We start from the raw sequence: 22,294 nt of genomic DNA, 5'->3' as shown, positions 1-22,294 counted from the left end.
CTTACCTTACTGAAAGACACATTACATATTAATAAGTACAGTTATATAAATCTAAATGTAATAGATGCTCTATGGTAAAGGTACTAATTCATAACCAGCAACGCTTTTAGGAGCAGAAATCGCCCACCTTTTCTCGTGATCTGAGCCTGGGTATTGTGCTATCTGTACTTGGAAAGTTGATGTAACCCCATAATAAGAGTTCTTTGGATCTGCACTGTACCAATCACAAGGTCTACCAAATTTATCTCTAAGAATCTCGGTGGTGCCTGTTGCTAAGTTTATTTCCTTCGAATTTACTTTCTGAACGATTAACTTGCTTTTTGATTGGTCGCTAAAATAAATCCAGCCAGCATCCTTTGCATTTATATATTTTTTTACTCCTCCTGCCTCAGCATTTGGTCCACCAATCCACATTGACATGGTAACTGGCGTATTATGTCTTATATATCCATCACTGTTTAATCCATCTGGAGTTTCAAAACTTATAGGTGTACCATAGTACTCATTGCCTTTTGTATCTTTATGTATTTCCGCTGATCCATAATAAGATGCTTTTCTATACTGAATTGCATAATGCCAACCAGCGTACTTCTCATAAGTTACTCCAAATCTATTCTGACCTACAGGTGCTATACGTTGTGAAGGATGAACTCCCACCACGTCCAAGTACTTATTTATTAATATATAGTCTTTATTTGTAGTAATTGGATCACCATAAATATCAAGTATACGATCTTCTTCCTCTGCATAAGCAGAATTTGTAGGAAAAACAGTAACTATCAAACTAAATATTAGTGCTAAAAATGCAAATATAGACAGTTTTCTTTTCATAAACATACCTTAACTTCTCCTTATTTTCACTAATGGTTTTACTATCTGCGCGCATCTTCTACTAGTAGATAAGCCTCATCCTAGCTAACAAATCTTTCATTTCTCTTTCATAAATGTTACAAAAGTCTTTCAAAGGTCTGACGTATTTGCTGATGAAACTAGCACACAAAGAAGGAAACCTGCATGTTCATTAGCTTCATCGTTAATTTATTTAATTATATATATAAATTATATATAATTATGCAATATTGCATATCGAAATGTATTGATATTAATGTAAGCGCTTACTATAATAAAAGCATAAAGATGTACAACATCTTAACACATAAAAAGAGGAGGAAATAACATGGCAATCGCAATGGCAGTTTTAAAATTTGTAGGTGGAGTACTTCCATTCGTACAAGAGCTTTTAAAAGCATTTATGTAAGTTTCTTATTCCGCAATTATTTATAAAAATTATCATACAAATGATCTGTATATCAAAGATGGATTGATGTGCAGATCATTTGTGTGAGCAAACTTTAAACAAGAAAAAGAATCCCAAAAGGGATTCTTTTTTATTTAATTCAATTTTTTCTCGAATATTAAATTATTCTTTGTTAAACAGATGAACAAGGAATAGCAAAAGTTTCTTATTCATTACTTCTCGTCGTTATATACGATTAAACGAATTTACTTTACTAATAATGAATATGTTCCCTTTCTGTTTTCCTCTTCAAAAAATGCAACTACATAATACTTCCCAGGTTTCGCTTCAAATTTCCCTTTCATATTATTTCCATCCGCTTGACCCGTAATGACAGGATTTCCTAAATCTGATTCGTGATATACATCCCATTTTATTCCAATTCCCTGTTCATCTATAAAGGAAATATCTACTTCTTTTGGAGATGTAACATTGAATGTGTACATATACGCCATATTAGGCATATCCATATTTCCTTTGAAAAGCTTATTAAAACGAATTGCCTTTGCGCTGTCATATCCATGACCTACTGGCTCATCCTTTTTTACGGTAACCGTTGTTTGTCCTCGGCCTACGTTTCCTTTATTATCTTTCACTGTTAGCCTTGCAGTATATGTTCCCTCTTTTCCATATACATGAGTAGGATTTGCTTCTGTACTTGTTGTACCATCGCCAAAATCCCAGAGATACGAAACAATTTTTCCACCTGTGCTTTCTGTACCATCGCTATGAAACTCAACTTTTTCATTTAACATCTCATTGTATGGTCCATTCATATTTACTTTAATCGTCTGTTTTTCTTCTTCTCCCGTTGCAACACCATGGAATACAACATCGTATTCAAATTGATTGTTCGCATTAACACGATAATTAACAAAATACGCTGTAACTGTTTTGTAGCCGCTCCATTCTTTTTGCGCTAACTGTTCTAAAGATTGATTGATTTGCTTGCTCATCGCTTTCCAATCTTCAGATTCTCCTTTTGTTACGCCGCCTGTATATGTTCCTTCTAATGTAAACGTATTAAAGAATTGAGAATTATGCTTTGTCATTGTTGCATCTTTTATCTTTGCTACATCTACAATTTCTTTCTTTACATCAGCTAGTGGCTTTGGTGCATGTTCAGCTAAATAATCATCTGATACTTGTGGGGTATTATATGTATCTTGATTATCAATTAACTGCTTCATATAGTCTTGGTATTCTTTATTTAAATTTGGATCCTTACTTAAAGCTTCACGATATGCATCGTAACCCTTCACATCATTTGCACGAATTAAATCTTGAATCTTATCGAAAGTTTCAAATTGATGAGTATATAAGTAAGACTGCAGTGCAAAAGAATAATTATAAAAATCCCATGATCCATATTTCGAAAATAATGTTCGTTCTGCTGTATAACGTTCTGCAGGATTAGATGATAATCCTTTAATTACACTTTTGCGCGGAACAACGTTATTCGTACGAGTAGATCCCGCAAAAAATTCTGCATTTCCTTCATCAAACCAAGTCATACGTTCATTTTGATATAATTCTCCTTGTCCCCATGCTCCTGGAACTTCGTATCTTGCCTGTAAATAGTGTGTAAATTCATGACGGAACAATTCTTCTAAAGTATAACTACTTTGCTGTGGTGTACGTTCATATGTAAAGAACGTTCCTTTTCCTTCAATGTAAATGCCACCATTATTCGTATCATATCCATATAGTTGGCTATTTCGTTTATATTCATATGGATCATTATAAATTACGATTGTCAGTACATCATCAGCTTTCCCTGATTCTAACGCCGCATCATTTCCAATTACACGATGATATTGCGCTTTTACTTCTTTAGCAGCCCAATATAATCTCTTAACCTTTTCTTCCGTTACTTTATCTCCTGTTTTAAATACAATAGAACCGTCATCGAATGTATACGTTTTTGGTAAGTATTGCTGTTGGCCTTCTTCACGTATTTTCTGTAAATCTACTGTATTTCCGTTATAATCTTTTCCACCATAGTTTGTTGAAATTTGCTCTACCGCATTAAAATAAGCTTCACTTAAACGAGGGTACATATGCATTGCTTGTGTAAGTACTTCTAAAGGTTTATTTGGATTACTATGGAATTTCCCTAGACGACCAGCATAATAAACACCATTATTAATTAACCAGCTATTTTCTGGTGTTACATGATTCAGAAGAGCCATTCGACTGATTTCATTTATGAAACTATCAATTTTCCCATACCATATTGTTTCATCCGCTTTTTTACGTGTCTCATTCAAGTAAGACTGCATATCATCATCAATCCCTTGTATGAGATTATACATGGCAGCCCCTTTGTTCGGATCACTTACATATGTAGAAATATTATCGTTATATTGTTTTAATATATTCCCTGCATATTGAACTGTTTCAGCATCACAAGAAGCGTTATGAATTAATTTACCATATGCAGATACCACTTTATCCTGTTTATCTGTACCAAGTTTAAAATTCGGATTTCTTCCAATTTCTTTTAATGCCGGTAAACATTTATCATGGAAGCTTCGCTCATTTAAATAGTTTAACTCTTTATTATTAAAGCCTAAATAAAAACCGCAATATAATACTTCAACAAACGTCTCAATCCCTTTTGTATCATCTTTTGTAAATGTGCTTCCACGGCGACCTAATTCATCAATAATAACTTGTATTCGCCCTTTATTTTGATAAAACGCTTTTGTTTCTTGATTAAACTGAGATAAATCTGTAATTTGATCCCAACTAACATTTGCCAATGTATCAATTAATTCGTCATCACTCATTCTATTCAGCTCTGCCACAGAATACTTTTGCTGAAATTGTTTTGCCGCTGCTCGTTTCACGACCGGAGCTGGACGTTGTGAAAAATCGCTCACTTTTAAACGTTCTTCATAAGACAATGTTTCGTCTGCTTTTGTAGAATGTGCAATTTCATCGGTTGAAGTTTCTATCCCAATTGGTTTCTTTTGTAACACATTATAAGGTGTATTTTCTTCCGCTGATACTTGTGTTTGAATACTTCCAAATGATAAGGCCACTGTACTAATACCGAGCATCATTTGGGTAAACTTTGATTTCTTGTTCATAACATTTCCTCCATTTATAAAATCCATAAAAACACATTATTAATATAACATAATATAAAATATGATATTTCATATTATTTCTGTACACTAGAATACTATATCAAAAAGAAAATGATACGTTTTGATATAATTTGAACAAAAAAAGGCACTCTACTGAGTGTCGAATGAGTACCTTTCTGTGGTTTATAATCTTATTGTTTTAAATCAAATTGAATATGCTAAATGATAAATATTTTGTAAATTACTTGAGCCTTTTGTAAATTATTTAATCCTATAGATTTAGTACGACCAGGTTCATTGTAGTAATATAGATCAACAATATCATATCTGTATAGGAATCTACCAGGATAATAAAAGTTATCTCTATATGCTAGTGATAATGAAGCTGAACTTGATTTTCTGTTTTTTACTTAGATGTAAGAGTTAATAAAATACCTACTGGATAATCATATGTTTTTCTTAAATTAGATTTATGCAATCTCTCCCTTTTTTTATCATCTCTACATGAATACAAAAGATGAAATTATACTATACATTGCTAATACTTTTTACTTCCGACTGAAATAAAATCACCTTCGACATGTACATCTTAGTTTAAATATGTTTCAAATGACTTTCATAAATGTTACAAAAGTCTTTCAAAGATCTGACTTCTTTTCTGATGAAACTAATAAACAAAAAGGGAAACCTGCATGTTCATTACCTTTAATGTTATTAATATAATTCAATCACACTCTGTATATAGATTCCCTTTATTAGGATATGCAAAATTGCATCAAAATATAGGTTTAAATAAGAGGCGCTCTTATAAATAACTAGCTGTAAAGAAATTTTTTTGTTTAGGGTCTACTTAAAACTCTTAAGTTGATGTAAATTCATCTACAATTCTATTGCTCTAACTGGTGCGATTCTGATGATTTAATTTAAAAAACAAAAAAGGATGTAAATAATAATTCACATCCTCTTTTGTAACTCTAATTTTCATTAGAACACTGCATTCTATTATCTTCTTTCAAACAGATTTCTATGAATTCAAATAAGCCTTTTGCCTCAACAGAACGTTTTCCCCAATCATGCCAAAAATATAGCACTTGTCCTACTACTCCAGATTCTGATGGATCTGTATCAATACAAAGATAATCCCCACCACCATTTTCTGCAATTGGAATCCACTTAGAATTCCAAAGAACAGGTTTAAGTTCATTTTCAATATTCGACTCTAAATCATCTGGATCGAATTCATCCTGTAGAAATGTCCAATTGTCTATAATTTGAGAAGTTGGGGAAAGAACCAAATTTCTTACAAAAGATTCAACCCCAGGTTCCCAAATTTGTCCGTTATACACCCTGTAAAAACTTTTCATTTCTTTAGGAAGTGTAATACCCAGTGTAGTTTCAATTAACTGAAAATCTTCATCACTTGCACCCGGTTGGAGGTTTAATGTTTTTTGAAAGTTCACTTCAAGGCTTGAACCTCTATTAATTATACGTTTCCATAGTAATTCAGCTTGATTTATCATGCCTTTTCCCCTCCGCTTATATCTCAAAAAATCCAATTTAAAAAACACACAATTACTATTAATCTAAGGTTTTGAATTATCCCCATAACGAAAACTTAATTAATCGGTATATACTTCTTGAATCCCTTACTTATAGTGCCATTATAACCATTTTTAGAAAAGAATTTATGTGCTTCTATTCTATTTATACTACTTAATAGGATAATTCTTGTGGATCCCCTTGCAATTGATAGCCGTTCTACATGTTTTAGTAACTTTTCACCTATCCCATTACCTCGAAAATCTTCATTTACAATCACATACTCTAGAACGGTATATGGTCTAAATTGATATCCAGGATCAAGACAAAAAGTCATAAATATACTTCCTTTAACTTTACAATCTTCCTCATACACAAATAAGAAATTATTAGAATCATTCCTTATCTGCTCAATTCTTTCTGGTAAAACCTTAATGTTTTTACTATGTGGTGCTAATTTTTTATATAGATTTTCAATTACATGACTGTCTTTTGGTTCAGCTTCACGAATCATATAATTCCCCCTCTATTAACATTGATATATCAATGATTCGATCTATTCTAATAGTTCATCTTTTGACTCTATTGTATCCTAAAACAATGCTTTTTTAGTACAATTCAGATAATAAGATGGTAAAAAAAGAGAATAGAAGGGATGGCATTTTTGCTTTGGGGTATTTGTTTTTCTTAACTTGATGGGCATGCGGCAGGACACCTAATGGAAGGTAGGAATTAGAATAACTCTCCAAACAGATCTTTTAGATTAACCTATGTATTTCCGCGGTTAATCTATTACCTTCTACCTTCATAAAGATCTCTACCAGTACATCATTCGTATTTTCAAATACTAAATCGAAATAAGGATACGCTATAGTTGCATCTCTTCCTATAGGTACATAGCCAACTGGCTTTGAATGACTATATCTTTCTATCATTTTTAATCCTGCTTGATCCGCTGCATTATAAAGTGTAGAAGAAGTTTGACAAACCCCTCCTCCATAACCATCTACTAATTTTCCCGCAACGATTTCTTTTCCAAGCTGATATCCTTTATCAGGTGTTGTATCTCCTATTAAAGCATTAAAGGAAAAACGATCACCTTTTCCTAATATTACACCATTAATAGTATTTGCCGACAAACGAATGTTTTCTATCTTACCATTAGCTGTGCCAACTATGTCCGTCACATATTTTCCAATTACTTCGCTATTTCGATTTGCATCTTTTGATTGAGCAATAGGCCGTTTCTTAACAATTGGCAATGCACGGGAACGTTCCCACATTCCCACATCCATTAAATCCTCTACTAACTCTTTTTCAAATAATTCATATGAAGGCTTTCCTTCTTTCCATATTCCATCACTAGTCATATGAGAAGGTATCATTTTTTGATCAATCTGTTTGCCTATTTCATTAGCGATTTTTTTAATATTTAATTTATATTGATTTTCATCTTGAAAATATCCTAATGAAGTTAAATTTATTTGTTTGACTATTTTTCCACTAGTAGGATCTACTAAATTTATCTGTGTATCCCCAATGTCTTTTATTCCTATAGATTTCTCGCCTATATCACTTACTAAAGATGCTTCTTTAACCTGAGATTTACATCCAACTAATATAATGGAGCAGAGAGCACTAAGCACATACAAATGTCTTTTACGTAACAATTGATTCCCCCATTTCATTATAATGTTTTCTCGTTTTTAATTATTTGATTAATTATTTTTTATATTGTGTCTGTTCATCGATTCTATAAAAAAAGACATCCTCAAGGGCGCTTTCTTTCAGCTATTTGCATGAGAACCCAAAATAATACAACTAAATACCACAATTAGAAATAAAATTACTAAACATATTGAGAAATATTTCATAAGAGACTCCTTTTTGATATGATGTGCAAAATATATTCTCATAAATTAAGTCAGGAAATAACCACAAAAAAGAATTATTACCCCTATATTCTTACGTTTAAAGTCCTATTACTTTTACTTATTAAAGCTACTAACTAATCAATTCCATTGCTACCTCTTTCGCTCTGAACACTTTTTTGTATTGTTTAAATTCTTGTTTATCAACTCGAAATTTTTCACCAGTATCCATGTTTTTTACTAGATATGTTTTAGCAGTATATTCCTTTATTAAAAAATAAAAGAAATATATCCAGAAAGATAATGTGAAAGTCGAGAGAGCTAAGAATACTCCCGTAATAAACATTACAATTTCCAAACCTGAATTTACTCGTTTTAAAACATCTTTTTGTCCTGTTGCTGCTTGCTGTAGTCGTTGCATGCGTTGTAAAGATGAAACAGTATCATAGCTCATGAAAAACCTCCTTTAAACGAAATGCTATTTAGAACTTTGATTTGTCTTTAGGGATGAGGAGGCAAGATACTTAAATTGATAATTATTTTTCTTACTTTTTCTCTTTTATTTTAATCTTCGCGTCTTCATAGAATTTTAGTTTTCCCTCATTATACTCTTTAGTATATTGATTGAATTTTTCTTTTTCTTTTAGCGTTTCCTCGTTTAATGTATTGATAGTTTTAACTTTCTCACCAATCTCTTTTAGTTTTGTTTCTTTACCTTTTAACTTTTCATAAAGTTCTTTTTCAGCTATTAATTCCTCTTTATAACTATTATTTATTTTTTGAAAAACTTCATAGCGATTTTTATAAACTTCTTCTACTTTTTCCGCTTGATTTTTTAACCTTTTGTCCTCAATTTTATCTATATAACTATGAACTGATGCGGTTTCTTTTTGGGCTTTTTCTAATACATCCTTTTCATCTTTTACCAATTTTTCACGTTCATTTACAGTTGCAATGGCTTGCTCTATTTTTTGTATTACTCCCTCATTTTGCTCTTTCCCTTCTTGTATAATTTGATTATACAATTCCTGTTCTTTTGTTTCTAACTGCTCAAATGTTTTTACATTATCAAATAATGCTTTTTCTTGATTTGCTGCATTTTCAAAAGCTACATATAATTGATCTTCGGGTTTTGCCCCCAAACAACCACCTAGAAATCCAATTGATAAGATTCCTATTAATACCATTTCCCTATAAATCAATGTTAATTCCTCCTATGATGTTATATACGTTTATCATGCCAAAAATTCACTGAAAAATGCTCGTCTTCATGATACGCTTCAAACTCATATCCTTTTTCTTTTAATCCTTTTATAATAGCTAGTACCGCAGCAACAGATTGTGGATGAATATCGTGCATTAGAATCACTTCTTTGGACTGGTTTGCATTTGTTAGGACATTTTGAACAATCTGAGATGAAGCGGCATCAACTGGCATCTTATTATACTTCCAATCTAAAGAATCAATAGTCCAATCCCATACTTTTAAATTAGCTTCTACTGTTCTATTTCGAAGTGCTTCATTTAATCCTGGCATGGATCCATATGGAGGACGAGTTAGTTTTGGGGATTCTTTAATAATATTTGCTATTAAACCTTGATCTTCTTTCATTTCATTTACATATTCGCCACTTGTATATAATTTTTTAAAATCATGTGTCATACTATGCATGCCCACATAATGCCCTTCTTCCTTTTCACGTTTCACCAACTCTGGAAACTGTTTTACATTTTCGCCAATTAAGAAAAATGTTGCTTTCACATCATTTTCTTTTAAGATGTTTAACAAATCAGCCGTATATTTACCTGGTCCATCATCGAAAGTAAGATAAACAACCTTTCTCTCCTTACCATTAAAATGGGTTGGTGTTGCTTTTTTTATTTTAATTTTTGGTTGTTCACTTGCTAGCTGTACAGTATTTTCTTGCTTGGCCACAGCTTTTGCAGGTGAATTAATCGATTGAAACATATAATAACCAATTGCTACTATTGTAATTATTATTTTTTGGGTATTACAAAAATTTCTCATGAATCAAATCCCTTTCTTGATAAATCTCTATATCAATATACACACATACATAAGTGTGTATGATATCTCCAATCACTTTTAGCTAACAATACATATGATGTAACTTAAAAATTTTTGAGTTATTTTGTTGCGATATAATTATAAAGTGCTTTTTTCTTTTTTCTCATCGTGTAGAAAAAAGAAAAAAGCAGCATCCTTTTGTGGAATTTCACAAAAGGATGCTGCTACATGAATTTTTGTAACTTAAGATCCAAGTATAGAACCATTTTTTGATTCGGATCTTTTAAATCGATTTCACTGATTTCACAGATTCTTTTAAGTCTATAGCTTAGTGTATTGACGTGAATATTTAAAACTTTAGCTACTTCGCTGGTATTACTGTCATTGTTTAAAAATATTTCCAACGTTTCAACAAGATTACTATTATATTTACAATCATACTTATGGAGCTTCTGCAATGCTTGGTTTTCATACTCCTCCTGCTTTCTTTGCTCAAGTAGAAGGTCAATTAATTGATAAATCCCCATGTTTTGATAGCCATGAATATTAGCTGTGTCGGAAGGAAATTTTTCCTTTATAGATAATACGATTAATGTTTCTTTATAAGCTTTACTGATTTTTTGATAATCACTATATACACTGCTGAACGCTGGTTTGATAGATTTAATTTCATATCGTTTTTCCATCGTGTTAACAAATCTTTCGACGAAATTGTTAATTTCATGAGAAGGTTGACTGAGATTATCTAACGAAGTAAGAAGAATTAACTTGTTACGATCAATTGTATAAAGTAGAATTTTCAAATGTTCGCTTGTTTTTAACAAATAAGAAATTTGTTTTTCTTTTTCACTCGTAATTTCTTGTTCAAAATGAAATACGACAACGTTAAATAAGGAAGCCGGCGTAATATGAAGTACCTGAAAGTTTTCAATAATTTCCTCATTTGTTTGTATATGATTAGTTAGTAGCTTCCAAAAAAATTCTTGTGAACGTTCGTCCTTTTTATTTTTTCTGGTTTGGAGCTGAAGAAGCTTACTTTTTACAGCTTCAGCAGATTTTTTCATCAAGGCATAATCTTGTTCAGTTAAAGAGCGCTTGATTTCTAAAGCCCAAATGAATCCCAGTACGTCCTCTTTATTCCAAATGGAAATCGCAACTCTGTCACCGAGGCCAATATTATCTATCTTTTTTACGTGAATAGGTTCACGACTTTTTAAAAGAGTAGGAATAACCCCCTCTTTCCATAAGTTATTAATTACTTTTTCAGGTACACGCCTACCCATAATAGTTGCAATTCTTGCAGAGTCTGTTCTTTCGTCATGGGTACTATATGCAAGGAGACGATGATTTACATCTTCTACTGTAATAGGGCATTGCAGAATCTCACTGATTATATCAGCAAACTCTTCCAAATTATCGAAGGTGACTTTAAGAGAATTATTTTTCATATATGTCAAGATCCATCCGTTCTATTTAAAATATATTTTCGTATTTACTTTAAAAGAAATTATCTCTTGTGTAAATTACTAAAATAATAACATAATCCCGTTAGCTTTTTGCAAATGTAACGAGACCGGGTTTTATTAACATGATTTTTTCAACAATAGCAATATTTCTATTTGTTTTATTGTGTAGGATTGAACTTTATTCTTTTTAGATTTGAATTGAGGAATGTCATTCTGCTTCTTAAAAAACGTAAAAAAGCAACTGCGAGGTTTCTCAATATTGACACCTCCAGGTGAAAATGTACAATTTTTTTGTTTTGGGGCGTTATAAAATTCTTAAGTTGATGGGAATGTGGTGCTACCTCTGTAATACTATTTGCTTTATATATTTCCAATAAGGATTCAATGATACGAGTAGATTACGTTCTAGGCTACGTAATGATAGTTTTGTTTTTCACTACGATGTTCGGTTTGAGGATTGTAAAGAGATTTGACCAGTAATCGTGAAAAAGGAACTACAATTTATTTGTAATGATTTATATAATGAGGTGTTGGTATTATGACTAAAATTCAAATAAGCGAACTTCCTAAATCTGTTTAGCACGTACTTAGAGTAATGCGTGGCGAAGAAAAATTAAAACAACGACAACGGATCCAGCCAGTAGATTTTCATTCTTATAAAGCTGAAGAGATATTCCCAAATAGTCCTGAAATGCAAAAATTCTTTAATAAACAAAAGAAAATGAAAGCCATCAAGTAAAATAAGCTTGGTGGCTTTCATATTTTGTCACGGACAAGAAAGAAGCTTCTTTTGTAATCATCAGAAGAATGTTAAAATTAAGATAAAAATGTAAAGGTTGGTGAAAAATGAGAATCGTAATAGGATATCTTCTATTAATCATTAATTTTATTCTGTTATTGCCATTATTAAATCGGATTATTTTTGAAAGAATCAGCCCTTGGGACACCATTTCTTTTTTCTGTCCACTTATAACGGTGTTAGTTATAACTTTTCTGTTAGGAAAGAATAGAGTCCGAAACATTCATTGGAGAGTCAACCTTATAGGACATATTATCATCGGTTTAACCCCAATTTTCTATTTCTTGTATATTTTTATGTTGCTCAGCTGATCAAATCTTCCCAAACAATCCGGAAATGCAAAAATTCTTTAAGGGGTAGCACGCCATGCCCATCAAGCTTAGAAAAACAAATACCCCAAAACGAGAAAATTGACATCTTTAGGTAAAAACATTCCACATTATATGTGATAAAAAGAGGATAGATAAAGTAGAAACCTTATCTATCCTTTTCTGTACTACAAATACTTAAGTTTGCTACCCCTTACAGAAAAAACTGAATGAGTTTTTAAATGAGCATAGTGACAAATAACGATAATGAGTGAGCATAGATGAAAAAAATAGGTGAATATTACAAAATTAATACGTTATAATAATTATATGTCCTATGTGACAATGATATCATTTATTGGAACAATAGATAGTTTATTTATAAGTGAAATTATGAAACTAGTTCCATGTAGTTTATGTTGGTATCAAAGGATATGCTTATATCCGATTTTCATAATATATATTGTATCTTTAATAAAAAAATATTCTCATGCAAATGAGTATATTAAGTATTTCTCTGGGATAGGATTACTTATTTTTTCGTATCAATACACAATACAGATGACGCATACCAAAAGTGCTTTTTGTCATTTGTATGAAGATTTCTCAGCTGTTGATTTTATTTTTCAAAAATTTATAACCATCCCGTTTTTAGCAATATTAGCTTTCTTGTTAATATTTCGTCTCACGTTTTTTGTGAAAAATTCAAAATGAATTTTAATCTAAGGAGGTATTTATATGAGTTTAAGAGAACATGCAATGCAAGAATTTCAACAGAAAATGTCTTCAAATGAGAATATACAAGGTATGATTTCAGCTTATTATGAAATGCAAAGCGGTATATCTGGCTATGGGAGTTCTACACCTATGAGAGGTATTCTAGCTTACACGGAACGACAGCTTTTATTTTATAGCGAAATATTTGGCGAGCTTCCTATTTCATTACAGATACCTTACCATAAAATTCATAAAATAAAAGAGAAAAAACAACCTTTTGCCTTTTTTAAAACGATTCCTTCTATTGTTGTTTCCCATCAAGATCAAGATGTTTTTTCAACCCGCGGAAATGAAGAGGAATTTATACACTTAAAAGATTTTTTTGAAAAAGTAAAAGCTCTGTCCAATTAATGGGGTAGCGTCAGGATTTTGTGTTTTTACAACGTTAAGCATATTTTTCTAGCAATTATCCCAGTTACTGTAACCTGACTACTTCTAAATCCTTTTATTTATATGTATAATTATATAAAATTACAACGTTTTGAATCGAGGTGACAATTATGAGAAGTTTAGGTTCATTAGTAACCTCTACTATATGTTCAGTAATCCTTATAACTTGGAATGCCTATACCTTCTATGACAAATTCACAACCGGAAATACATATTTTTGGATTAGTGGCATCATAGGTATAATGTTCCTTCTATTCTTTATCAGAGACATGCGAGATATCATCAAGAAGAACTATAGAACTTCAACAGATTAGGAGCGAATACATATGTGGAAAGAGCTTAGTAATTACAAATATCATTGTATGGGGATTCGTTTTATCTGAAAACATAGTAAAATGAAAGCGTTTTGAAAATAAATCCGATTATGAAACATAGAAAAACCCCCTGCTTTTTGAACAAAAAGCAGCGGATTTTTCAATTTATTTCTTCTCCATCACAGCAAAGTAATTCTCTTCATGATCCGCAAAGTTAAATACTCTGCCAGAAGGCATATTTACAATTTCTCCGACTGTGATATTTTTATTTAATAGGTTGCTTCGTAATTCATCGAGATTTTCCGTAAAAAACATTAAAGAAGGTGTACCAAGATTTAATCCAGGTGACATTTTAGCAACGAATTCCTTATTGTGCAGAATGATGCTTGTTTCTGCGCCGTTTGTTGGAGCAATTTCAATCCATCTCATTCCTTGATCGTTATTTTCTTCAGAAACTACAGTAAACCCTACTTTTTCTGTCCAAAAATCCACTGCCTCATCTTGGTTATTTACATACAACATAATTTGACCAACTTTATGAATCATAGACTTCCCCACTCCCTTATATAAGTAAATACCAAACCCGATGCTTCTAATTCTTTCCATCGCCAAGGTTTCTGAAACCCCGTGACAACTTAATAGATACGCCAATAAATGAAAACTTCCTTCTAAAAGAAACGGAGCATTTTCGTTTAAGTAGGAGATTATAAAAGAAAGATAGAATATTAACAAAATATTTTATAAGGGGGAATATAATTGTCAATTTCAAAAGATACTGCCAGCTACATGATTCGTACAGGAAAAATAGAAGATTCCGAGGCCATTTTAGACATACAGAAATCCGTTGTTTCCGAAGGCAAGTTTCTCATTTCGTTATCCGAAGAATTTAATAAAACGTCATCCGAGCAAAAGGAATGGGTACAAGGCGTATTGGAGAATGAAAGAGAAACATTACTTGTTGCTGAAAAAGATGGTGAAGTGGTTGGCTGGATCGTTTTCCTTAGCGAAAATAAAAAACGATTGTCTCATACAGGTTCCTTTGGAATCATGATCAGTAGAAATTACAGAGGACTAGGAATTGGGACAATGCTACTACAAGCTTTATTAGACTGGGCAGAGAAAAATCCTGTCATTGAAAAAGTAAGTTTAGGAGTTTTCTCAACAAATCATAGTGCAATATCGTTGTACAAAAAGATGGGCTTCATTGAAGAAGGTCGTAAAATTAAAGAGTTTAAAATGACTGATAATAAATATGTAGATGATATTCTTATGTATAAATTCGTTTAGTGAAATTTTAACCACAAGACAATCACAGGTACCACGCAAAAAAAGCCGTTCTCCTATCAACTACGGAAATCGGCTTTTATCATTTATATTGAACACCCTTATTAATGTAAAAAGATTAAGATTTATTAGCGATTATCATAAACCGTTTTGAATTTGTACGGATTCCTTTTTCCGTTTTGTTTGTTATGATGAATTTTTCCAAATTACCAAAGTCCTCTTTCTCTTCACCAAACCTTGGTATGATAGATGTGTGTTTTAATAGGAATAGGAGGTCTTCAGGTGTTTGGTAATAATCAATCGCATCATATTCTAATATTTGCACATCAGTAAAGCCTGCAGACTTCAACTCTCGAACATACTTTTCTTTTAATGTGCCGTCTTTTTCCCCTAAGCATTGTCCTCTTCCAAACGCTGCTTTTAAGTTCCATTTATCATGTTCGCTGACTTGCTGCGTCAAAAAGATACCACCCTTTTTTATTACTTTTGCTATTTCTGCTGCAACAAAAGGCGCATGACAACAAGACACAATGTCAAAAAAAGAATGTGGAAACATCAAGCCTTCGGACTCCATTTTGAAAAATCTAACGTTTGATACACTTGCTTTTTCCAAATTAGACTGTGCTGTTTCTATCATTCCACTTGAATTATCAATCCCAATCATGAATAAGGCTGCCGGTGCAATTCTTAATATATTCTCTCCCCCGCCTGTACCAATATCTAGCAAAACATCTGAGGATTTGCATCTCTCTATGACTTCTTCATAAAACTCCCACGTAGCACCTTCTGTTACGTATTTCAGTTTACTAAAATCCCAACCGTTTGATCTTCCGACTTTATCATAAAAATTTTTGTAATCTAATTCATTCATTTTGTGTATCCACCTTCCAAAAGAGTGTAAAAACTAAGTTTTTGAGACTTGTTAACGAAATAGTCCAGTGCCTTAGTGTGATAAAAATAGTGACTACCGCAACGGATTCAAAGGTTATATTTCCGAAAAAAGACAGACTTCTCCCTTGATCGCTGATACGCGTTTTTTTCAACCCGAAAACTAGCTACTTCGAACAATACGGAAAGTCATCTACTTCACCTCATTTGGAAGATTACATTTCACTATACGCCATAACAATTTTTGTATATATTGTAGAATTCAGACTATTAGTTGAATTCTATCGAAACGTATTTTTAATTCTATTTCGCACTATTAATATAATTCCACCTAAAATTGATAACATCCCTAAAGGCATTGTATTGGATTCTGTACCTCCGGCGTTAGGAAGTTCCCTGTTATCGCTTTTCATTTTAAGAGGAGTGTTAGTTTGTTTCGCCCGTGTTAATTCAGAGACTTTCTTTTCTACATTTTGCTTTGTCTGTGTTAATTCAGCTATTTTCTCTTCTACATTTTGCTTCGTACGTGTTAATTCAGTTAATTTATTTTCTACATTTTGCTTCGTCTGTTTCAATTCAGAGACTTTCTCTTCTGCTACATTTTGCTTCGTACGTGCTAATTCAGTTAATTTATTTTCTATAGTTTGCTTGATCTGTTTTAATTCAGAGACTTTCTCTTCTATATTTTGCTTCGTACGTGCTAATTCAGTTAATTTCTCTTCTATATTTTGCTTCGTCTGTTTTAATTCAGATACTTTCTCTTCTGCATTTTGCTTTGTCTGTTTTAATTCAGACAATTTCTCTTCTGCATTTTGCTTGATCTGCTTTAATTCAGACAATTTCTCTTCTGCGTTTTGTTTCGTCTGTTTTAATTCAGACAATTTTTCTTCTGCATTTTGCTTAATCTGCTTTAATTCAGACAATTTTTCTTCTGTATTTTGCTTCGTCTGTTTTAATTCAGAGACTTTCTCTTCTGCATTTTGCTTCGTCTGTTTTAATTCTGATACTTTCTCTTCTGCATTTTGCTTCGTTTGTTTTAATTCTGATACTTTCTCTTCTGCATTTTGCTTCGCCTGTTTTAATTCTGAGACCTTCTCTTCTGCATTTTGCTTCGCCTGCTTTAATTCAGATACTCTCTCTTCTGCATGTTGTTTCGCCTGCTTTAATTCAGATACTCTCTCTTCTGCATGTTGTTTGATAGAATCGTGTATTTTGACGGTATCAGGAACTTCAGCATTAATGGTGTCAGCTCCCGTTATCATTGCTAAAGCTAGTGTGGATATTGCTACTGTTTTTTTCGTACTCATCATTTTGTACCTCTTTTCTTTCATGAGTAATGAACTATTATGTATAAACCTTAAAATATAAATATAATAATACCAGTATAACATTATACCAAATGTTTACAAACAAAACTAGAATAGTAGGTCTATGTGTAATTGGATCTAGTATAGTCATGTGGACATAATGTAGTTCAGTCTTTACAATGGATTTCAAGGAGGAAATGTACCTATGATAAATACGAAACTTCAGGAAGAATTTAACGCATTAACTCTCCCGTAAGAAAGGAAGGTATATATATGACAGAGATATTGAATTTATCTTTATACTTCATTTTGTTTATCCTAATAATATCCATAGTTTGTTTCATCTTATTAGTACTCATGAAGATTTTCGGAAAACAAATGAATAATCGTCGTTCTGTTGAAAAAGAACTAAAAAAACATTCTTCAATAACAGATACGGCAGGACATAAAGACTCAAACATAACTACCAAAGATGCTGAAGCAGATTGGATGAATGCAGTGATGACAACATCTTTTCTTGCTGCAGCTATGAAAAATGCTAATGAAGATTCAAATATCGACCATGATTCAGGAACTAGCAGCGATAGTTCCGATGCAGCAAGCCATAGTGATTCATTCGATGGTGGGGACTCATAGGGTGAATCAGTATGAAGAATACTTAGCTGTGAATGATAACATTCGCTAGTTTTGTATACACTTCATCACCAGGCTTATATTTTGTTATATTTGTACCTACTTTCACTACAATACCTGAAGCATCTAATCCTAAAATAATAGGAAATGAAAAAGGCAATTTCTCTTGTAATTCTCCCTTTCTCGTTTTCCAATCAACTGGATTTATCCCGCATTAACGGACAGTAACACTCCCACCTCAAAATTCAGCGGAAGCGAAGAAGTTAGGTGGGAGATGAACTGTCCGTAAAAGCCCGATTGGTTCAGCTAATAATCAGTGGGGATGGAGAAAACCCCCACTGATTAAAGTTTCACTTTATAGCTGCCGCACAGAATATCAAGAAAATTGCCAACCACTTAGCCTAACTAGGCTAAGCAGTTGGCAGGCCTTTTTGATTCTTTTTTAGTTTAGCGAGAATGCTTTGTGAATAGATGAATTGCTTTTTCAGGTACATAGAATTTTCCATTGCTTTCTACAACGACGCTTCCTAATTCATAATCTTTTCCATCGATACGGATCATATTTTTATTAACAAACAATTGAGCCTTCGCTTTATTGTGTTTTACTACAAGCACTGGGTTTGCTACATCTTTTTTGTCAATTGTTACAGTTGCACCAATTTGTTTAAAGGCTATTTCAGCATCTAAGAATAATTTGTTTGTTAATTCTCCTAAGTGAAAGCCCATTGCTTTGGCCATTGTCTTCACAATGTCCGTATTTTGGACGAAACCGTATGGCTTCCCGGGGCCGTAAGAGTATAAGAATACATCTTCACCCGTATGACCACCTGTTGTAAAGCCGATGTTCGCACGGTTTGCCAATAATTTAGTAAAGATTGGACCTACATCGGCTTTCTTTTGTGCAACTTTTAACTTTTCTTTTTCATCATCAGTTAGGTTATCTAAACCGTAAAGTGCAGCTACCTCTTTAATATTAGATAAATCATCTTTTAGTTTATTTGTAGCACCTTCAAGTGTCATTTTTGCCTTTTTCAGTGGAGCAATGTAGGCAGATACCGGTGTGGTATCATATCCTTTTGTAGTATTTTTATTACCAATGGAAATACCGCTGTTACCATGGTCCGCTAAAGCAATGACCATCGTGTTCCCATCTTTTTTCGCAAACTGTAACGCTTCTGTAACTGCAGCATCAAATGCCAATACATCGCTAATCATCCCGATTGGGTCATTTGCATGTGCTGCCCAATCTGGCTTACTGCCTTCTACAAATAAGAAGAAACCATCTTTATCTTTTGATAATGTTTGAATTGCTTTTCTCGTCATTTGGGAAAGTGTTGGCTGCTCAGGGTTGGTCGCTTCACGATCCATATCGAACGCAAGTGCAGTATTGGAGAACGAGCCCCAAATTTTATCGGATTTGGAGTTTAACAGGGCATCCTTTGTTTCCACAAAGTCGTACCCTTTGTCTTGAATCACTTTTATTAAATCTTCGTTGTCTTGCCGGATTCCACTGCTTGCCGCAGGCTGAAGTACTGCCTTTCCCCCACCTAACACGACTTCTATATTTTGATACACTTGCTGCTCACCAATCACCTCAAAATTTTTGCGAATAACATGGTGAGCAGAAAAACCAGCCGGAGTAGCATGCTGAATTTCCGATGTAGCAATAATTCCTGTTGCGCGGCCAGAATGTTCTGCTCCTTCTAAGACGTTGGCAACTGGACGAAACTTGTCTTCTTCTTTGATTGGTTCTAAGCCAGGTGAATTCACAACAGAAGGTAATACGCCCACGTAGCTTGAATTTGATTTATTTCCTGTCGCTAAAGCTGTTGCTGCCGGCGCAGAATCCGTAATAGCTGATTCTGCCGAATAAGTACGAACACCTCCTGATACGATTTGATCTAGTGCAAGAGGTGCACCTTTATACCATCGAGCCAATGTTGTGGCTGAAGAGCTTGTCCCATCCATAACCATCATAATGACATTTTTGGGTTGCTGCCCTGCTTTTTTTGCCTCAGCTTTTACCTCGTTATCGTTCATCATGCTTCCTGCACCTAATGAACCTAGTGCTACCGTTCCCGCTAATGTTAGTCCCATCATCTTTTTACGAAAATTAGTCATTGTTGTCCCTCCAAAATTTTTCAGCATCCCCAATCTAACATTCGTATGTAAACAAACTGTTTCTTCTTATTTAGTAGTACCCTATTGTCACGAAGCTAACAATAACTCGTTTCCTTTGCAGCCAAGTAGTTGCAAAAGTTTTTAAAGGAATTACTGTTACTGTTTTAACCGAATCTTAATTTTTAATATTATAATGAATACAGGATTACCAGAAAATACAGACAAAGGAGAAACCATATGGATTATATGAAGGATAATTTAATCCCCCTTTTAGAAGAGTTAAAAAAAGAACCAACGAAAGAAAATGTAACCGAAATATTAAAAGAATTCGGCGTACAGTACCCTGAATATTGGGCTAAAGATGAGATAGAAGGTAAAGAAGCTGTTCTTGCCAGCTTTCGTTTTTTAAGGCCATTCCAAGAAATATTGGATATGTATTTATATAATAATGAAAGCTGGGTTCAAAACTCTATTAAGCGTGCGAATGAACAAGCAACACCTGATACAAACAACTTGATTATAAAAGAAATGGTGCAAGCAGGCATACCACCTGAAAAGATAGGATTGTTTGCGTACTGGATAGCTAGATCAGCTATTAACGAGATTCTATATCGTCTATCTGATCCATGCGGTGGAGATTATGATTTACCAAATGAAGGAGAAGAGCTACCCTCTTGGAGACTAGAGGAATATACAGCGCAAAGTGGAAATCCAATGAACGTAGAACGTACAGGACGACTTTTACTTGAATTACATAATATTTTTCCATTCCATAATCCAGGTGAAAAATAAGAAAAAAGACAAACAATTGAATTCTCCCCCCTCTAGCATAATAGCAGGGAATTTTTTGATGATGTAGAAAAAAGTCATATGCTATATTCTTCAACTATGTGAATCGTATAGTGAATCGAATGATTAAGGGTGGGAGTTAATGTGTTAAGAAAACCAAAGAGATTACAACCGGGCGATCGCGTCGCAACAATTAGTCCTTCTTGGGGGGGCGCAGGTGATCCGGAACTGAGATGGCGTTATGAGCAAGGGATAAAAAGGTTAGAAGAAGTTTTTGGTCTTGTGGTTGTACCTATGCCAAATAGTTTGAAAGGCTCTGATTATATTTACGAGAATCCACAAGCTCGTGCGATAGATTTAATGACGGCATTTCAAGATAAAAGTATTAAAGGCATCTTTGCGAATATTGGTGGTACAGATAGTATTCGCTTGCTTCCTTATATTGATTTTGATGTTATACGTGAGAATCCAAAAATTTTTATGGGCTATTCAGATGTGACCATTCCACATTTATTTTGTCATAAAGCAGGCATTTCTTCTTTTTACGGTCCAGCTATTTTAACCGATTTTGCTGAAAACGTTGAAATGGATCCATATACGATTGAAATGGTAAATCGAATCCTTTTTTCAAATGAGACGATTGGCAACATTCAACCCGCTACAGAATGGACAAGTGAGCGTTTAGAATGGATCGAATCGAACAAGAATAAACGGCGGACAATGCAGCAGAATACTGGATATGAACTACTTCAAGGCTCCGGTATCGTACAAGACCGTTTAATTGGAGGTTGTATAGAAGTACTGGAATTCGCAAAAGGAACAGAACTTTGGCCTGAGAAAAAATATTGGGATAACAGCATTCTATTCTTTGAAACATCTGAAGACAAACCAGATCCAACTTATATAAGATATTGGTTACGAAATTATGCGGTGCAAGGCATTTTACAAAACACAAATGGAATCATTTTCGGCAAACCGAAAGACGAGAAATATTATGAAGAATATAAACATGAAATTCTAACAGTTATGAAAGAATATCGTTTAGAAGATTTACCGATTCTTTATAACTTAAATTTTGGTCATACTGAACCTAAGTTTATTTTGCCTTATGGTGTCATGGCAGAGATTGATTGTGAAAGGAAAACATTTTCGATTTTAGAAAGTGGCGTGCAATAACGTAAAATTACCATCAGTAAGGGGGTCACTCCTCCCCTGCTGATGGCTCTCAGGATGTATTCCTATCGAGTTCTATACATGTGAACGAGCACGTTGTCACAGAAGAAATTTTTCTTCCGATAACGTGCTTTTTTATTTACATAATGTTCCTTGGCTTTAGAAAAAGATATAATATAAATCTCATATATACATTACAACTAAAAAAGGAGAG

The 22,294-nt window shown here is 33.2% G+C and carries 20 protein-coding genes and 2 pseudogenes; 8 read left to right on the top strand and 14 right to left on the bottom strand.

Annotated elements, in window-relative coordinates; translation table 11 throughout:
- Positions 1-69: 69 nt before the first annotated feature.
- Complete coding sequence (locus JDS96_RS03015) at positions 70-837, bottom strand: hypothetical protein (protein WP_016113381.1); 768 nt, start codon at positions 835-837, stop codon at positions 70-72.
- A gap of 234 nt (positions 838-1,071) precedes the next feature.
- On the opposite strand from JDS96_RS03015, the pseudogene JDS96_RS32975 reads away from it, so the two are divergent.
- A pseudogene (locus JDS96_RS32975) lies at positions 1,072-1,258 on the top strand (hypothetical protein).
- A 245-nt stretch (positions 1,259-1,503) separates the two neighbouring features.
- Here the strand turns inward: JDS96_RS32975 and colA are convergent.
- From colA to JDS96_RS02975, 8 genes are all read right to left on the bottom strand, one after another.
- Positions 1,504-4,392, bottom strand: a complete 2,889-nt coding sequence (gene colA, locus JDS96_RS03010; protein ID WP_199665981.1) for a collagenase ColA — start codon at positions 4,390-4,392, stop codon at positions 1,504-1,506.
- Positions 4,393-5,366: 974 nt separating this feature from the next.
- Complete coding sequence (locus JDS96_RS03005) at positions 5,367-5,912, bottom strand: SMI1/KNR4 family protein (RefSeq protein ID WP_003195646.1); 546 nt, start codon at positions 5,910-5,912, stop codon at positions 5,367-5,369.
- A 95-nt stretch (positions 5,913-6,007) separates the two neighbouring features.
- A complete protein-coding gene (locus JDS96_RS03000) occupies positions 6,008-6,445 on the bottom strand; it encodes a GNAT family N-acetyltransferase (protein ID WP_003195645.1) in 438 nt (145 codons plus the stop codon).
- Positions 6,446-6,689: 244 nt separating this feature from the next.
- Positions 6,690-7,619 carry a VanW family protein gene (locus tag JDS96_RS02995; protein WP_199665974.1) on the bottom strand — a complete coding sequence of 310 codons (930 nt, stop codon included), beginning with the start codon at positions 7,617-7,619 and terminating at the stop codon, positions 6,690-6,692.
- A gap of 316 nt (positions 7,620-7,935) precedes the next feature.
- Entirely contained in the window at positions 7,936-8,256 is a 321-nt protein-coding gene (locus tag JDS96_RS02990; RefSeq protein WP_003195641.1) for a hypothetical protein, read from the bottom strand.
- Positions 8,257-8,347: 91 nt separating this feature from the next.
- A complete protein-coding gene (locus JDS96_RS02985) occupies positions 8,348-8,989 on the bottom strand; it encodes a YkyA family protein (protein WP_374220972.1) in 642 nt (213 codons plus the stop codon).
- 35 nt (positions 8,990-9,024) lie between these two features.
- A complete protein-coding gene (locus JDS96_RS02980) occupies positions 9,025-9,831 on the bottom strand; it encodes a peptidoglycan-N-acetylglucosamine deacetylase (RefSeq protein WP_199665973.1) in 807 nt (268 codons plus the stop codon).
- 224 nt (positions 9,832-10,055) lie between these two features.
- Positions 10,056-11,279, bottom strand: coding sequence for a PucR family transcriptional regulator (locus JDS96_RS02975; protein WP_016113375.1), 1,224 nt, complete (start codon positions 11,277-11,279; stop codon positions 10,056-10,058).
- A 1,455-nt stretch (positions 11,280-12,734) separates the two neighbouring features.
- Between JDS96_RS02975 and JDS96_RS33215 the strand changes: the two genes are divergently transcribed.
- The 3 genes from JDS96_RS33215 to JDS96_RS31860 all read left to right on the top strand — a co-directional run bounded on the left by JDS96_RS33215 (position 12,735) and on the right by JDS96_RS31860 (position 13,885).
- Positions 12,735-13,118 carry a disulfide bond formation protein B gene (locus JDS96_RS33215; RefSeq protein ID WP_374220971.1) on the top strand — a complete coding sequence of 128 codons (384 nt, stop codon included), beginning with the start codon at positions 12,735-12,737 and terminating at the stop codon, positions 13,116-13,118.
- 24 nt (positions 13,119-13,142) lie between these two features.
- Entirely contained in the window at positions 13,143-13,532 is a 390-nt protein-coding gene (locus JDS96_RS02965; RefSeq protein ID WP_016113374.1) for a GRAM domain-containing protein, read from the top strand.
- 149 nt (positions 13,533-13,681) lie between these two features.
- Entirely contained in the window at positions 13,682-13,885 is a 204-nt protein-coding gene (locus JDS96_RS31860; RefSeq protein ID WP_077295241.1) for a hypothetical protein, read from the top strand.
- 165 nt (positions 13,886-14,050) lie between these two features.
- On the opposite strand, the gene JDS96_RS02960 is transcribed toward JDS96_RS31860, so the two are convergent.
- A complete protein-coding gene (locus tag JDS96_RS02960) occupies positions 14,051-14,431 on the bottom strand; it encodes a VOC family protein (RefSeq protein ID WP_199665969.1) in 381 nt (126 codons plus the stop codon).
- 210 nt (positions 14,432-14,641) lie between these two features.
- Here JDS96_RS02960 and JDS96_RS02955 point away from each other — a divergent pair, with 210 nt between their 5' ends.
- A complete protein-coding gene (locus JDS96_RS02955; RefSeq protein ID WP_199665967.1) occupies positions 14,642-15,172 on the top strand; it encodes a GNAT family N-acetyltransferase in 531 nt (176 codons plus the stop codon).
- Positions 15,173-15,287: 115 nt separating this feature from the next.
- Here the strand turns inward: JDS96_RS02955 and JDS96_RS02950 are convergent, their stop codons facing one another.
- Both JDS96_RS02950 and JDS96_RS02945 read right to left on the bottom strand, forming a co-directional pair.
- Positions 15,288-16,040 (bottom strand): class I SAM-dependent methyltransferase, encoded by a 753-nt coding sequence (locus JDS96_RS02950; protein ID WP_199665966.1) that lies wholly within the window; start codon positions 16,038-16,040, stop codon positions 15,288-15,290.
- A gap of 298 nt (positions 16,041-16,338) precedes the next feature.
- Complete coding sequence (locus JDS96_RS02945; protein WP_199665964.1) at positions 16,339-17,367, bottom strand: LPXTG cell wall anchor domain-containing protein; 1,029 nt, start codon at positions 17,365-17,367, stop codon at positions 16,339-16,341.
- Positions 17,368-17,637: 270 nt separating this feature from the next.
- Here JDS96_RS02945 and JDS96_RS02940 point away from each other — a divergent pair, with 270 nt between their 5' ends.
- Complete coding sequence (locus JDS96_RS02940) at positions 17,638-18,000, top strand: hypothetical protein (RefSeq protein WP_018767120.1); 363 nt, start codon at positions 17,638-17,640, stop codon at positions 17,998-18,000.
- 37 nt (positions 18,001-18,037) lie between these two features.
- Here the strand turns inward: JDS96_RS02940 and JDS96_RS02935 are convergent.
- Both JDS96_RS02935 and JDS96_RS02930 read right to left on the bottom strand, forming a co-directional pair.
- Positions 18,038-18,205: pseudogene (locus JDS96_RS02935) on the bottom strand (alcohol dehydrogenase catalytic domain-containing protein); the annotation flags it as partial.
- A gap of 239 nt (positions 18,206-18,444) precedes the next feature.
- The gene (locus JDS96_RS02930) at positions 18,445-20,118 is read right to left on the bottom strand and encodes an alkaline phosphatase (protein WP_199665963.1); all 1,674 of its coding nucleotides are present in this window, start codon (positions 20,116-20,118) and stop codon (positions 18,445-18,447) included.
- Between the two features lie 237 nt (positions 20,119-20,355).
- On the opposite strand from JDS96_RS02930, the gene JDS96_RS02925 reads away from it, so the two are divergent.
- Complete coding sequence (locus JDS96_RS02925; protein WP_199665962.1) at positions 20,356-20,910, top strand: hypothetical protein; 555 nt, start codon at positions 20,356-20,358, stop codon at positions 20,908-20,910.
- A gap of 141 nt (positions 20,911-21,051) precedes the next feature.
- Entirely contained in the window at positions 21,052-22,083 is a 1,032-nt protein-coding gene (locus JDS96_RS02920) for a S66 family peptidase (protein WP_199665961.1), read from the top strand.
- Positions 22,084-22,294: the final 211 nt, after the last annotated feature.

It is taken from the genome of Bacillus cereus group sp. N21, assembly GCF_016483395.1.
Lineage (GTDB): Bacteria > Bacillota > Bacilli > Bacillales > Bacillaceae_G > Bacillus_A > Bacillus_A pseudomycoides.
This window is presented reverse-complemented; position numbering and strand designations above follow the sequence as displayed.